The sequence below is a fragment of the Pseudomonas sp. PSB18 genome, from assembly GCF_014596565.1.
In the GTDB taxonomy this organism is placed as follows: Bacteria; Pseudomonadota; Gammaproteobacteria; order Pseudomonadales; family Pseudomonadaceae; genus Aquipseudomonas.
This window is the reverse complement of record NZ_NOIN01000001.1, coordinates 924,020-938,982: the sequence shown is the minus strand read 5'-3', so window position 1 is coordinate 938,982 and position 14,963 is coordinate 924,020. Positions and strand designations below refer to the sequence as shown.

The 14,963-nt window shown below is 62.8% G+C and carries 10 protein-coding genes and 1 pseudogene; 6 read left to right on the top strand and 5 right to left on the bottom strand.

The features are described from left to right. Nucleotides 1-5,121 (top strand): beta strand repeat-containing protein (locus CGA22_RS04115; RefSeq protein ID WP_188258483.1); only part of this gene is annotated, 5,121 nt, incomplete at its 5' end. A 161-nt stretch (nucleotides 5,122-5,282) separates the two neighbouring features. Here CGA22_RS04115 and CGA22_RS27070 read toward each other — a convergent pair. The 3 genes and pseudogenes from CGA22_RS27070 to CGA22_RS04105 form a co-directional block, all read right to left on the bottom strand. After that, nucleotides 5,283-5,417: pseudogene (locus tag CGA22_RS27070) on the bottom strand (DUF6124 family protein); the annotation flags it as partial. Nucleotides 5,418-5,582: 165 nt separating this feature from the next. Beyond that, nucleotides 5,583-5,978, bottom strand: coding sequence for a YbaN family protein (locus CGA22_RS04110; protein ID WP_041023341.1), 396 nt, complete (start codon nucleotides 5,976-5,978; stop codon nucleotides 5,583-5,585). A 10-nt stretch (nucleotides 5,979-5,988) separates the two neighbouring features. After that, a complete protein-coding gene (locus CGA22_RS04105) occupies nucleotides 5,989-6,576 on the bottom strand; it encodes a YecA family protein (protein ID WP_041023342.1) in 588 nt (195 codons plus the stop codon). Between the two features lie 304 nt (nucleotides 6,577-6,880). Between CGA22_RS04105 and recQ the strand changes: the two genes are divergently transcribed. The 4 genes from recQ (at nucleotide 6,881) to CGA22_RS04085 (ending at nucleotide 12,160) form a co-directional block, all read left to right on the top strand. Beyond that, the gene (recQ, locus tag CGA22_RS04100; RefSeq protein ID WP_041023343.1) at nucleotides 6,881-9,007 is read left to right on the top strand and encodes a DNA helicase RecQ; all 2,127 of its coding nucleotides are present in this window, start codon (nucleotides 6,881-6,883) and stop codon (nucleotides 9,005-9,007) included. A 118-nt stretch (nucleotides 9,008-9,125) separates the two neighbouring features. Next, complete coding sequence (locus CGA22_RS04095; protein ID WP_041023344.1) at nucleotides 9,126-9,560, top strand: MarR family transcriptional regulator; 435 nt, start codon at nucleotides 9,126-9,128, stop codon at nucleotides 9,558-9,560. 101 nt (nucleotides 9,561-9,661) lie between these two features. Then, a complete protein-coding gene (locus CGA22_RS04090; RefSeq protein ID WP_041023345.1) occupies nucleotides 9,662-11,683 on the top strand; it encodes a FimV/HubP family polar landmark protein in 2,022 nt (673 codons plus the stop codon). Nucleotides 11,684-11,872: 189 nt separating this feature from the next. Then, the gene (locus CGA22_RS04085; protein ID WP_024778616.1) at nucleotides 11,873-12,160 is read left to right on the top strand and encodes a SelT/SelW/SelH family protein; all 288 of its coding nucleotides are present in this window, start codon (nucleotides 11,873-11,875) and stop codon (nucleotides 12,158-12,160) included. Here the strand turns inward: CGA22_RS04085 and CGA22_RS04080 are convergent. Together CGA22_RS04080 and CGA22_RS04075 are read right to left on the bottom strand one after the other, a co-directional pair. Beyond that, the gene (locus tag CGA22_RS04080; RefSeq protein WP_041023346.1) at nucleotides 12,154-13,044 is read right to left on the bottom strand and encodes a DMT family transporter; all 891 of its coding nucleotides are present in this window, start codon (nucleotides 13,042-13,044) and stop codon (nucleotides 12,154-12,156) included. The two genes, CGA22_RS04085 and CGA22_RS04080, sit on opposite strands and share 7 nt — an antisense overlap. A gap of 187 nt (nucleotides 13,045-13,231) precedes the next feature. Next, nucleotides 13,232-13,981 (bottom strand): helix-turn-helix transcriptional regulator, encoded by a 750-nt coding sequence (locus CGA22_RS04075; RefSeq protein ID WP_041023347.1) that lies wholly within the window; start codon nucleotides 13,979-13,981, stop codon nucleotides 13,232-13,234. 134 nt (nucleotides 13,982-14,115) lie between these two features. On the opposite strand from CGA22_RS04075, the gene CGA22_RS04070 reads away from it, so the two are divergent. After that, the gene (locus tag CGA22_RS04070; RefSeq protein ID WP_041023348.1) at nucleotides 14,116-14,931 is read left to right on the top strand and encodes a UDP-2,3-diacylglucosamine diphosphatase; all 816 of its coding nucleotides are present in this window, start codon (nucleotides 14,116-14,118) and stop codon (nucleotides 14,929-14,931) included. Nucleotides 14,932-14,963: the final 32 nt, after the last annotated feature.

Genomic DNA, 14,963 nt, shown 5'->3' with positions numbered 1-14,963 from the left:
GACGGTGACACCAGCACTGCGAACCTGGTGCTGCAAGTGCACAACAACGACGATCCGGTGATCATCACCGGCCTGGACACCGAGGGCGGCGAGCTGACGGTGCAGGAGAAAAACCTCAGCGACGGCAGCAACCCGGATGCATCCGCGCTGACCCAAAGCGGCACCTTCACCGTGACCGCGCTGGACGGCGTGCAAACCCTGAGCGTCGGAGGCATCAATGTCATCAGCGGCGGGGTGGCGGCAGGTTTTCCACAGTCCATCACCACGGCGTTGGGCAACACCCTGACCATCACCGGCTTCAACGCGGCCACCGGGGTGGTCAGCTACAGCTACACCCTGCTGGACAACGAAGCCCACCCGAACGCCAACGGCGCCAACAGCCTCAGCGAGCAATTCACCGTCGTCGCCACGGATGACAACGGCACCACGGCAACTGGCAATCTGGACGTGAACATCGTCGATGACTTGCCCCATGCGGTGGACGACAGCAACGCCGGCACTGCCTCGGAAACCAGCCTGACCCTGACCGGCAGTGTGCTGACCAACGACACGGAAGGCGCCGACCACGTCGCTTCGGGCCCCATTACGCCGGGCACGTTCGCCGGTACCTACGGCACCCTGGTGCTCAACACCGACGGTTCCTACACCTACACCCTCAACCCCGCCGACACGGATTTCAAAGGTCTGCACGGTGGCGGTAACGGCACTGAAACCTTCACCTACACCCTGACCGATGCAGACGGTGACACCAGCACTGCGAACCTGGTGCTGCAAGTGCACAACAACGACGATCCGGTGATCATCACCGGCCTGGACACCGAGGGCGGCGAGCTGACGGTGCAGGAGAAAAACCTCAGCGACGGCAGCAGTCCTGATGCATCCGCGTTGACCCAAAGCGGCACCTTCACCGTGACCGCGCTGGACGGTGTACAGGACTTGAGCGTCGGCGGCATCAATGTCATCACCGGCGGCGTGGCGGCAGGTTTTCCACAGTCCATCACCACGGCGCTGGGCAACACCCTGACCATCACCGGCTTCAATGCGGCCACCGGGGTAGTCAGCTACAGCTACACCCTGCTGGACAACGAAGCCCATCCAAACGCCAACGGTGCCAACAGCCTCAGCGAGCAATTCACCGTCGTCGCCACGGATGACAACGGCACCACGGCCACCGGTAATCTCGACGTGAACATCGTCGACGACTTGCCCACCGCCCACGCCGATTCCGCCTCGGTGAATGAAGGTGGGACGGTCAGCGGCAATGTCCTGGACAACGACGTGGGCGGTGCCGATGGGCCCGCTGCCAGCGGCGCGGTGATCGGCGTACGCGCCGGTGACGACACCTCGACTCCGGCGATCGGCGGCCTCAACACCCAGATCAACGGTACCTACGGCTACCTGACACTGGATGCCAATGGCAACGCGGTCTACCACAGCAATCCGGACACCGTCAGTGCACCTGGCGCCACCGATGTGTTCACCTACACCGTGCGCGATGCCGACGGTGACGAAAGCACCACCACCATCACTATCGACGTACACGACGTCTGCCTTGTCGCCACGCCGGATCAGGACATCAGCGTCCACGAGAAAGCCCTCGACCTGAACCAGGACGGCCAGGACCTGGCCCCCGGCACGGTCACCGGCAGTGACCCGAGTGCCACCAACGAAACCGCCACCGGCAGTCTCGTGGGAGCGGTGACCGGTGCCGTTGGCGCCGTGACCTTCGCCCTGGTGAGCGACGCCACCGGCGCCCACGGGCAGTTGTTGCTCAACCCCGACGGTTCCTACACCTACACCCTGACCTCGCCCGCCACGACAGCGCCCGATGCCAACGATGGCCCGAACGTGGTCAGTGAAAGTTTCACCTATCAAGCCACGGACTCCTTGGGTAACACGGTCACCAGTACCATCGTCATCAACATCGTCGATGATGTGCCAGAGGCCCGAGCGGATATCACCTCGGTGGTGGAGGGCGGGACAGTCAGTGGCAACGTATTGGATAACGATGTGCTCGGTGCCGACGGTGGGACGGTGGTCGGCGTACGCGGCGGCAGCGACACATCCACGCCGGCGATTGGCGGCCTCAACACCCAGATCAACGGTACCTACGGTTACCTGACCCTGGATGCCAATGGCAACGCGGTCTACCACAGTAACCCGGACAGCGTCGGTGTAGCGGGCGCCACGGACGTGTTCACCTACACCGTGCGCGATGGCGATGGAGATGAAAGCACCACCACCATCACCATCAATGTGCACGACAGTTGCCTTGTCGCCGAAACCGACCACGACATTACCGTCTACGAAAAAGCTCTCGACCTGCATCAAGACGGCCAGGACCTGGCACCCGGCACGGTCACCGGTAGCGACCCGAGCGGCACCGGCGAAACGGCCAGCGGCAGCCTTGTCGATTCGGTGTCGGGTGCCACTGGCGCGGTGACCTTCACCTTGGTGGGCAACGCCACGGGGGCTTATGGTCAACTGCTGCTCCATCCTGACGGCTCCTACACCTACACCCTGACCTCGCCCGCCACGACGACACCCCACGCCAATGACGGCCCGAACGTCTTGAGCGAAAGCTTCACCTATCAGGCCACAGACTCCTTGGGTAACCACGTTACCGGCAGCCTGGTGGTGAGCATCGTCGACGATGTGCCCACCGCTGTCGCATCCGAGCGTTCAGTGACGGCGGTGGAGATCGATTCGAACCTGCTGATCGTGCTCGATGTGTCCGGCAGCATGGCCGATGACTCCGGCGTACCGGGGCTGTCGCGGCTGGACCTGGCGAAGCAGGCGATCAGTGCCTTGCTCGATAAATACGACGACTTGGGGGATGTGAAAGTCCAGCTGGTGACTTTCAGCAGCAATGCCACCGACCAGACTTCGGTGTGGGTCGATGTGGCCACCGCCAAGACACTGCTCACCAGCCTGTCGGCGGGTGGAGGCACCAACTATGACGCTGCGGTCGCGGCAGCCAAGACCGCGTTCGTCACTTCCGGGCAACTGACCGGGGCGCAGAACATCGGCTATTTCTTTTCCGACGGCAAACCAACGTCGGGCCAGGAAACCGGTGCGGCAGACGAAGCCGCCTGGAAAGCCTTCCTCGACGCCAACGGCATCAAGAACTACGCCATCGGCCTGGGCAGCGGCGTCAGCAATGCCAACCTCGACCCACTGGCCTACGACGGCAGCACCCATACCAACACCAACGCCGTGGTGGTGACCGATCTCAACCAGCTCAATTCGGTATTGTCCGGCACCGTGCAAGGCGTGCCGGTCACCGGCAACCTGTTGGGCGAGGGCGGTACGTTCGGCGCCGATGGCGGGTATGTCAAAAGCCTGGTGGTCGACGGCACCACATACAGCTACGACCCGGCCGCCAACGGTGGGCAGGGTGCGTTGACAGTCAGTGGCGGGGCCAACCATGGCATGTTCAACAGCGTGAACAACACCGTGAGCATCGCCACTGCCCACAACGGTACGCTGGTGATCAACCTCGACAGCGGCGAGTACAGCTACACCTCACAGACCACCACCAGCACGGTGATCAGCGAAAACATCGCCTACACCGTCAGCGACAACGATGGTGACCTGGCCAGCTCCAGCCTGGTGATCAAAGTCGTGCCCGACAGTCCACCCGTGGCGATGGACGACCACATCATCACCAACGTGCTGTCGGGCAATATCGTGGTACCGGGGGAACTGCTGCTGGGCAACGACAGCGACGCCAATGGCGATCCGATGACCGCTTCACCCACCAGCTTCAACACCGGTTGGGTCGCCAAAGGCGCGGACTTCACCGGCAGCACTGGCACGGTCAGTTTCACCGGCAACAACGTGCAGTCGATCAACCTCGACCGCAGTACCTTCGTCACCAATGCCGCCGCCATGACGGCGGTGCTGGTGGTCAGCGGTGCACTGGGGATGGTGTCCAACAACAACACCAACGATGAGGATCGTCTCAACATCAGCCTCAAACAGGGCGAAACCCTGACCCTGGACCACAATCTGTCGGCCGGTCATATCGCCATGGAGTATTCCCTCAATGGCGGACCGTTCATTGCGATCAACGATGGGGCTTCGTTCACCGCAGCGGCGGATGGCAACTACCAGATCCACGTCACCAACATCCCCAATCCCGGTGGCGGCAACGCCAACGCCGCGGAAAACTACCAACTGACCCTGACCGTCAACTACGCCGGCGCCCAGGACAGCACGCCGGATTACCATGGCAGCTACACCGCCAGCGATAACCACGGCGGCAGCGACAGTGCGGCGGTGAGCATCAGCTACCAGTCAGGCCATACCTTGACCGGCACCACGGGAGACGACGTGTTGTTGGCCGGCAATGGCGACAACCTCCTCAACGGCGGGGACGGCAACGATATTCTCAATGCCGGCTCGGGCAACAACACCTTGCATGGCGGAGCGGGCAATGACTTGCTCTACAGCGGCGCAGGCAATGACCTGCTCGATGGCGGCACCGGCAACGACACCGCCAGCTACGCCCATGCCACCGCCGGTGTCACGGTGAACCTGGGCCTGCTTGCCGCGCAAAACACGCTAGGCGCCGGTACCGACACCCTGGGCGGTATCGAGAACCTGGTCGGCTCGAACTTCAACGACACCCTCACCGGCGACGGGGCCAACAACCGCATCGACGGCGGGTTGGGGCATGACGTGCTCAATGGCGGTGGCGGCGATGACATCCTGATCGGCGGCCTGGGCAACAACACCCTTACTGGCGGCAGCGGCGCCGACACGTTCCAGTGGCAGGTGGGCAACAGCGGTCATGACGTGGTCACCGACTTCACCCCCGGCCTCGACAAACTCGACCTGTCGCAACTGCTGCTGGGAGAGAACGGTACCAGTGCTTCCCTGGACGACTACCTGCACTTCACCGTCACCGGCAGCGGCGCATCGGTCATCACCAGCATCGACGTCAGTGCCACCGCCGGCGCCACGCCGAACCAGACCATCGACCTGGCCGGCGTCGACCTCGCCAGCCACTACGGCGTGACACCGGGAGCAGGGGGGATGATTGCGGGCGGGGCGGACACGGCGACCATTATCAATGGGATGTTGAATGATCATTCGTTGAAGGTGGATACGGTGTGAGCTGAGCTGAAACGGCAAAACCCGTCGTTTCCGGGTTTCGATCGTTCCCACGCTCCGCGTGGGAATGCAGCCTGGGACGCTCTGCGTCTCCAAGAGCCGAACGCAGAGCGTCCGTTGAGGCATTCCCACGCAGAGCGTGGGAACGATCAAGGGCGGAGTGACTAGCGATGTTCGACGTTGTCCAGTGCCCGGTTCGCGAGCAATGCGCCCAGTTCAATCAATTGCTGGATACCCAACGCCACATGCCGCCGGGAACCGTTCAGCTCGAAGGCCAGATCACTGACCATGGCATTTGATTGATCGTTCCCACGCTCTGCGTGGGAATGCCGCCTGGGACGCTCTGCGTCTCCAAGAGCCGAACGCAGAGCGTCCGTTGAGGCATTCCCACGCGGAGCGTGGGAACGATCAAGGGCGGAGTGGCTAGTGTTGTTCGACGTTGTCCACTGCCCGACCCGCTGCCTTCAGGGCTTGCGCAGTGTTTTCTGCTTGAGGATATACACCGTCACCAACACCGCACTCGTCAACATGAACCCCCGTGCCCACGGCAGGGGCACTAGGTAGCACGACAACAGAATGCTCGCCCACATCAACCCGATGGCGTAGACCTTGCCCTTGAGCGGGATGCCGTTGCCGCTGAGGTAATCCTTGATCCACGGCCCGAGTCGCGGGTGCTCCACCAGCCATTGGTAGAAACGTGGCGAGCTGCGGGCGAAGCAGGCCGCCGCCAGCAGCAGGAAGGGGGTGGTGGGCAGTACTGGCAGGAAGATTCCAATCACCCCCAATGCCACGCTCAGCCAGCCGATGGCCAGCAGTACGTAGCGCAACATCAGGGGGCGGTTGCCTATGGGGTTGTCCATAGGCCGCGTCTTAGTGGTGACGAGGCTTGAGGATCGCCGGCTTCTCGTCCGGAGCGTTGCACAGCAGGTACAGCGCGGTGAGGGCTTCCGGGATCTGTACGATCATGTCGTCCATCAGGTTGGCGTCGGCGGCGATGTCGGAAAACTCCGGTTGCTCGTCGAACAGGCCGGAACCGACCATGATCGGCAACAGCATTTCGCTGACTTCCTCTTCGGCGGTTTCGAACCAGGCCGCTTCGCGCAGGAACACACCTTCCATGAAGCCGATGCACCAGCCGCGCAGTTCCGAGTCGTCCGGGTCATCGCCCAGGTCCAGCTCGCAGGGCAGCTCGAATTCTTCGTCGGAGGCCAGCTGACGGGCAATGTGCGCCTTGAGGCCGACCAGCGTGGCTTCGATTTCGATGCGTTGGGCGTCGTCGGTGTAATGCGGCTCTTCGGCGAAGAGGGCGTCGATCCACTCGCGGTCCGGCACCTGCTCGGAGCAGATGGACAGGGCGGTCAGGTAGCCGTGAGCGGCCACATAGTCCAGCGCTTCGTCGTGCAGCTCATCGGCGTCGAGGAAGACTTGCAGGCGGGTCAGTTGCTCAGCGAAGGACATTACGGGCTACCTTGGGGGAATAAACAATGCGGGAATTCTAGGCCTTCTTGAGCGCTCAGGCCAGCCGCTTGGCAGATTTGCCTTCCCCGCAGCGACTGACTGGGTCTTTGTGGCTGACCTGCTGGATCTCGAACACCTCCTGTCAGCAACACCCTCTGCACAGAAGGCCTCGGGTATACTGCCGCGCTTTGTGATGCCCTGCGGTGTCCCACCGGTTCGAAACGCGCACTTACGATTTGCCGGTGCAGCATGTTCGGTTCTGAACCAGCCTTGCAGGGATGTTTCGGTGATTTTTGGAGTTTCTATGCTCGAACAGGCTCAACGCGTCCTCAAGGACATCTTCGGCTACGACAGTTTTCGTGGCCGTCAGGGTGCCATTATTGAGCGCGTGGCCAGCGGTGGCGATGCCCTGGTGCTGATGCCCACCGGCGGCGGCAAATCCTTGTGCTTCCAGGTCCCGGCGTTATTGCGCAACGGCCTGGCGGTGGTGGTTTCGCCGCTGATCGCCTTGATGGACGACCAGGTCGCGACGCTCGAGGAACTGGGCGTCGCCGCCGCTTCGCTGAACTCCACCCTGAGTGCCGAGCAGCAGCGGGACCTGGCGGCGCGGATCCGGCGTGGTGAGCTGAAGATGCTCTACCTGGCCCCGGAGCGCCTGGTACAGCCGCGCATGCTGGCTTTCCTGCAGAGCTTGGAAATCGCCCTGTTCGCCATTGACGAAGCCCACTGTGTGTCCCAGTGGGGCCACGATTTCCGTCGCGAATACCTGCAACTGGGGCAACTGGCGGAGCTGTTCCCCGATGTACCGCGCATCGCCCTGACCGCCACCGCCGACAAACGGACCCGGGAAGAAATCGTCGAGCGCCTGCACTTGCAGGAAGCCGAGCGGTTCCTCTCCAGTTTTGACCGCCCCAACATCTTCTACCGCATCGTGCCCAAGGAGCAGCCGCGCAAGCAGTTGCTGGCGTTCCTCGCCGAACGGCGCAGCGATGCCGGCATCGTCTATTGCCTGTCACGGAAAAAAGTCGACGAAGTCTCGGCATTCCTTTGCGACCAGGGGTTTCCGGCATTGCCTTATCACGCCGGCCTGCCCAACGAACTGCGGGCCCATAACCAGAAGCGCTTTCTCAACGAGGAAGGCCTGATCATGGTCGCCACCGTGGCGTTCGGCATGGGCATCGACAAGCCCAACGTGCGTTTCGTGGCGCACCTGGACTTGCCCAAATCCCTTGAGGCCTATTACCAGGAAACCGGTCGTGCCGGCCGGGATGGCTTGCCGGCCGACGCCTGGATGGCCTACGGCCTGCAAGACGTGGTGATGCTCAAGCAGATGCTGCAGAACTCCGAAGGTGACGAACGCCACAAGCGCCTGGAGCAGCACAAGCTCGATGCCATGCTCTCGCTGTGCGAAGAAACCCGCTGCCGCCGTCAGACCTTGCTGGCCTATTTCGACGAAGACATGCCCCAGCCGTGCGGGCACTGCGACAACTGTGTCGACGGCGTGGAAACCTGGGACGCCACCGAGCCGGCGCGCCAGGCCTTGTCGACCATTTTCCGCACCGGCCAGCGCTATGGCGTGGGGCATCTGGTGGATGTCCTGCTGGGCAAGGACAACGAGAAGGTCCGCAGTTTCGGCCACCAGCACCTGTCGGTGTACGGCGTCGGCAAGGCCCGCTCCGAGAGTGAATGGCGTTCTCTGTTCCGGCAGCTCGTGGCCCGTGGCCTGGTGGACATCGACCTGGAAGGCTACGGCGGCCTGCGTCTGAGCGAAACCTGCCGGCCGTTGCTCAAAGGCGAGGTGAGCCTGGAGCTGCGCCGCGATCTCAAGCCGGCGACTGCGGTCAAGAGCAGCAAGAGCCAGGCCAGCCAACTGGTCCGTGGCGAAGAGCGCGATCAGTGGGAAGCCTTGCGTGCCTTGCGGCGCAAGCTGGCCGAGGAACATGCCGTACCGCCGTATGTCATCTTCCCCGACTCGACGCTGTTGGAAATGCTGCGCAGCCAACCCACTTCCCTGGCGGAGATGGCCCGGGTCAGCGGTGTCGGCGCGCGCAAGCTGGAGCGCTATGGCGAAGCCTTCCTCCAGGTGTTGGGCGGCGAGGCCGAGGCGCCGAAGGCAGTGGCCGATGTGCGCCATGAGCTGATCACCCTGGCCCGGGCCGGCATGACGCCATTGCAGATCGCCGGGCAGCTCCAGTGTTCGGAGAAAAACGTCTACACGATGCTTGCCGAAGCCATTGGCCAGCAGCAATTGTCGCTGGAACAGGCTCTGGACCTGCCCGAGGACCTGATGGGCGAGGTCCAGGATGCGTTTCTGGATGGAGAAGGTGAGTTGCCAGCGGTGGCGGAAGTGGCGGCGCTGTTTGCCGGTCGGGTGCCGGAAGGCGTCCTGTATTGCGTGAGGGCCGCGTTGCAGTCGGAATTCGAAGTCTGATCAGTAAGTTGCATGCCTTTAACGATTCAGTGCGGGCCGGGCCTTGCTTGAATCCAATGTGCATGCTTAGCTGACTAATAATTAGTATTTCTCCTATTTCAGATCTGATGAGTGTTTTATGTCGTTAACCGATCAACACCGTTTTGGCATGCAACTGGCGCAGATGTCCCGGGGCTGGCGAGCCGAACTGGACCGGCGCCTGGCCGGGCTGGGCCTGTCCCAGGCGCGCTGGCTGGTGCTGCTGCACCTGGCCCGTTTCGAACACGCGCCGACCCAGCGCGAACTGGCCCAGAGCGTTGCCGTTGAAGGCCCGACCCTGGCCCGTTTGCTCGACAGCCTGGAAACCCAGGGGCTCGTGCAGCGTCAAGCCGTGGCCGAGGACCGCAGGGCCAAGAAAATCGTGCTCTGCGCACCGGCCCGGCCGTTGATCGAACAAATTGAAACCATTGCCACTCAATTGCGCCGGGAGCTGTTCGAAGGCATCGACGAAGAGGACATGCGTGTGTGCATGCGGGTTCACGGCAGGATCCTGGCCAATCTGGAAAAATCCTGAGGCATATCGGCGGTATCCCGACTTTTGAGATTCGGCGATTAGCGAACTATAACCAGTACTAAGCGATCGTATTGGAAGCGCTCGAATCGAAAGGGATACCCATGCTTGAAAGTTTGCAGTCCACGTTGCGCAGTTGGATCAACGTGTCAGTTGTCTTGGGTGCATTGGGGTATCCGGTTTTGGCGTCTGCGCTGGGGCTGGGAGAGATCACGCTTCATTCCGCCCTCAACCAGCCGTTGCGCGCCGATATCGCCCTGATCGATGCGGCCGGGCTCAGCGAGGGTGACCTGTCGGCCAGCCTGGCAAGCCCGGATGACTTCAATCGTGCCGGTGTGGAGCGGGTATTCTTTCTCACTAACCTGCGCTTCACCCCGGTGATGCGCGGCGAGCGCAGTTTCATTCGGGTTACCTCCAGCAAACCGGTAGAAGAACCGTTCCTCAATTTCCTGGTGCAGCTCAATCAGCCCAACGGGCGCCTCTTGCACGAATACACCGTGCTGATCGACCCTCCGGGTACGCCCGGTATCGTGCCAGCTTCCGACGAGCCAGCCGCCGCTCCCCGGTCTTCGATATCGACCCCGTCAGCGCCGGCCATCAAGCCGCCTCCGGCGACCCAAGGCAAGCGCTACACCGTGGTACAGGGAGACAACCCCTGGGTTATCGCCAAACGCCTGCACGATGCTGGCAGTGGCGCTTCGATCCATGAGCTGATGCAAGGGATCCAGGCCCTGAACCCAGGCAGCGACCGACTCTCTATCGGCCAGCGCCTGCTGCTGCCCGACTCGGCGGTATTGCCATCCCCGGCGGAAACCGCCGCCACGCCAGCCACCGTTGCCGCCGACGAGCAACTGGCCGCCAGCGTGCTGCAGAGCCAGCAACAACAGAAAACCATCGACGAGTTGCAGTCCCGGCTTCAGGCACAAGACGAAGAAATTGCCGGTCAGCGCAAGCAGATCAGTGAGTTGCAGGCGAAACTGGCCGAGGTCGCGCCGGCCCCGGCTACGTCTGCTGCGCCGCCATCGGTGCCCGCCGTCACTGAGGTGGCGAAAGACGCGCCGATGGCTGAGCCCCAGCCGGCGACACCGCCACAACCTGTGGCAGAGCAGCCTGAACCCGAGGGCATCAACTGGCTGTGGGTGGCGGGATTGGTGGGGCTTTTGGTGTTGCTTGGATTGCTGCTGTTCATCCGTCGTCGGCGGGAGCAGGCCGACGTACAGCCGATGCCGGAACGCCCCGAACCGATGCTCGAAGACAGTGCTGACACCTACGCACCGGCGGCCGAGACGAAGCAGCCCGAGGCCGCTTCGTCGTTCAATAACGGTGATGCGCCGTTGGGGGATGTGCTGGAGGGGGTCGGGATCTACCTGACCTATGGTCGCTTCACTGAAGCCGCGGGGTTGTTGCGCGCGGCATTGCTGGCGGAACCGGAGCGCACCGACCTGGGCCTCAAGTTGCTGGAGGTGCTGGGCAAGCAGGGCGATACCATCGGCTTCCAGGCGCAGGAACATCATTTATCGGCGCAGGGCGTCGATGCCAGGACGCTGGAGGATATCCGCGGGCGTTATCCGAAGGTCGCTGTGCTTGCCGCGCCCGCGGTGGCGCCACCAGAGCCTCAAGCTCCTGAAGCCCCCGTTCCTGCCCCTGTGGCTGTACACCTGCCCGGCGACGAATTCGAGCTGGATCTGGATGCGCTGTCCATGGACAGCAATTGGGACCTGACCGATGAGCAGGACAGCACCGAGCAACAAACCGCCGTCGCGACGCCTGCCGTTGACGTCTCCCAGGAGTTGTCGCTCTCGGGGTTCGACGAGCCGGAGTTGCAATGGAGCGCACCACTGGAAACCGAGTCGCTGGACGATGCCTTTCTTGACGGGTTTGCCGATGAAGAGCAGTCGCTGGAGCTGGAAGCGCTGCCCTTCGAGCCCGAGTCCGAGGCTCTGTCCCTGGAGTCCATGTCCCTTGAACCCGAAGCGCCGGAACACGCTGAAAAACTGGAGCAGGCGCAGAACTGCATCGATGATGGCGACTTGAAGACGGCGATCACCCTGCTTGAAGAATTGCTCCAGGAAGGCGACGAACCCCTCAAACAGACCGCCCGAGTGTTACTGGCCGGGATTCGCTGAAGGCACAACTTCCCGTGTGGGAGCGAGCCTGCTCGCGATAGCGGTGGGTCTGCTGGCATTGGTGTCGAATGTGCCACCGCCATCGCGAGCAGGCTCGCTCCCACAGGTATTGAGCATCGTCAATCTCAGGGGCGAACGGTCAAAGGCGAGTATCATGGCGGCGCCTTCGAAGCCACGAGTCGACCTGCTATGACCGAGCAAAAACCGGAAGTCATCATTACCTATTGCACCCAGTGCCAATGGTTGCTGCGCGCTGCCTGGCTGGCTCAGGAACTGCTCAGTACCTTCGGTGACGATTTGGGCAAGGTGTCCCTGGTGCCGGGCACCGGCGGGGTGTTCCACATCAGCTGCGACGGTGAGCAGATCTGGGAGCGCAAGGCCGACGGTGGTTTCCCCGAGGCCAAGGTGCTCAAACAACGGGTCCGCGACCGGATCGATCCGGAGCGGGACCTGGGCCACAACGACCGGGTTCAGTGAGAGGGGGCTTCGCTGCCTGCCAGCGGTTTCTTCGCGCCGCTTAGCTGGCTCGACACCACGATGGCGGCGATGATCAGCACGCCACCCAGCAACATGCGCAGGGTCGGGGTCTCACCGAACAGCAGCCAGGCCACGCTGATGCCGTAGACCGGCTCCATGGCGAACACCACCGCCGCCGTGCGGGCCTTGATCACCCTCAGGCTGGCGACGAACAGGCTGTGGGCCAGGGCGGTGCAGAACACCCCGAGCAGGCCGATCCACAGCCAGTCGAGCGGGCGCACCGCACTTAGTTGTGGCGCGGCCATCGGCAACAGGCATGCCCCCACCACCAGGTTCTGACACAACGCCGCCTGCACGGGCGGCACGAAGCCAGCGCCGGCACGGTTGGTCAGCGACAGCAGGGAAAACAGCAACCCCGACGCCACTGCCCACAACAGGCCAGCAGTGGCGCCGCTGGCCAGGTCGAAGTCCGGCGTGACCAGTACCAGGCCGATGCTCACCAACACCACCAGCAGGATTTCATTGGCCCGAATCCGTTCGCGAAACACCAATCCTTCCAGCAGCACCGTGAAGGCCGGGAAACTGGCAAACCCCAGCGTGGCGATCGCCACTCCGGCGATTTTCACCGCGATGAAAAAGCTCACCCAATGCCCGGTCAACAACAGGCCGCTCAGCAGCAACCGCCAGCCGTCCCGCGGCCGGAGTTTCTGCCATGGGGTATTGCTGGCGAAGCGGGCGAATACCGCCAGGGCCAGCACGGCAAAAACGGCGCGGCCAAAGACGATGATCGCCGGCGAGGCGGCGGCGAGTTTGCCGAACACGCCGGTCAGGCCAAACATCAGTGCGCCAATGTGCAGGGCACCCAGGGCAGTACGGGGAGTCATTGCAGTCCTTAGATCAGCCATCACTTTCACTGTGGGAGCGAGCCTGCTCGCGAAAGCGGCCTATCAGCCAGCATTTCTATCAACTGACACACCGCATTCGCGAGCAGGCTCGCTCCCACAGGGATCAATATTTAAACCTTTGGATGAGTGGCTGTCTGTCGCGATCCTGGCGATTTTTAGCGCCAGGCTAGCGTGAGCGTCGCAGTTTGCCCGGCGAGGTACCGAATTCGCGCAGTATTGCCGCGGCGAAGGCGCTCTGGGAGCTGTAGCCGACCCGGTGGGCGATCTCACCGATGGGCAGGTCCGAGTCGCGCAGCAGCGCTACGGCTTTGTGCAAGCGGCGGCTGCGGATGTAGTCCATCGGGGTTTGTCCACATTCGGCGACGAAGCGGGCATGCAGGCGAGCGGCGGACAGTCCCGCGATTCGGGCCAGGTCCGCCACCTGCAGCGGGTAGGCGGCGTATTGGTCGATGTGCGCGTCGAGGGCGGCGTAGGGCAGGCGCCGGCGGCCGGTGGTTTCCTGGCGGGCGCCGTTGAGGCTGGCCAGGAGCAGTACCGCACCTTGCTGGGCAATCAGCGGGTCGTTCACCGGACTGCCCGCGAGCCAGCTGACCAACTGGCTTTGTCCCGCATCCAGGGGCAGGCGGGCGGTGTTGTCCAGCAAGCGCCGGCTGGCGTCGGCGTGATCCCCCAGGCACTGGCCGACCCACTCATCATCCGGGACGTCCAGCACCAGGCACCGGCTGCCGCGAGGGCTGTCGCAAGCGTGATGGGCACCGGCCGGCACTACCACGAAACTCTGTTGCACCACCTGACTGCCACGCCCCTCCACCTTGAAGTCCAGCGCGCCCGACAATCCGAAGACCAGTTGGGCGTGGTCATGGCTGTGGACGATCAGGTCGTGGTTGTAGTGGCGCAGGGTGAGGATCGGTCTCATCGCGGTCTCCCGGAGCAGGCCGCCAGCATACACCGAAGGTGTGTCGCGTTGCCTTGTCACGTAATGGACATATAGCTGTCATGGGCCATTAACCGCCGGTGTGCACAGTGGTGAAAACGATCAGAGGGTTGCTTATGACCAGCGCCGAGCTCGCCAGACCCAGCCGCAAGCAGCGTGTCCGCACCCTGTGGATATCCGATGTGCACCTCGGTACCCGGGATTGCCAGGCCGAGCATTTGTCGCAGTTTCTCAAGGGCTATCACGCCGACAAGATCTATCTGGTCGGTGACATCATCGATGGTTGGAAGCTGCGCGGCGGCATGTATTGGCCCCAGGCTCACACCAACGTCATCCGCCGTTTGCTGACCATGAGCAAGCGCGGCACCGAGGTGATCTACGTCACCGGCAATCACGATGAATTCCTGCGCCGCTATTCGAAGCTGATCCTGGGCAATATCCAACTGGTGGACGAGGCGGTGCACGTCACCGCCGACGGTCGGCACCTGCTGGTGATCCACGGCGACCAGTTCGATGTCATCACCCGTTACCACCGCTGGCTGGCGTTTCTCGGAGATTCGGCCTACGAATTCACCCTCACGCTGAACCGCTGGCTCAACCATTGGCGGGCCCGCTATGGCTACGGTTACTGGTCGTTGTCGGCGTACCTCAAGCACAAGGTCAAGACCGCCGTCAGCTTCATCAGCGACTTCGAAGAAGCCATCGCCCATGAATGCGTGAAGCGCGAATTGCACGGTGTGGTGTGCGGACACATCCACCACGCAGAGATGCGCAAGGTGGGTGAGGTCGAATATCTCAACTGCGGCGATTGGGTCGAATCCTGTACGGCGCTGATCGAGCATTGGGACGGCTCGATCGAGTTGTACCGGTTGGCGGATGCCCAGGCGCGGGAAGCCCAGCTGAAAGCCCTGAAAATCGCCGAGCCGGCCTGAGCCTGAAACAGTTATCTGTGGCGAGGGGATGG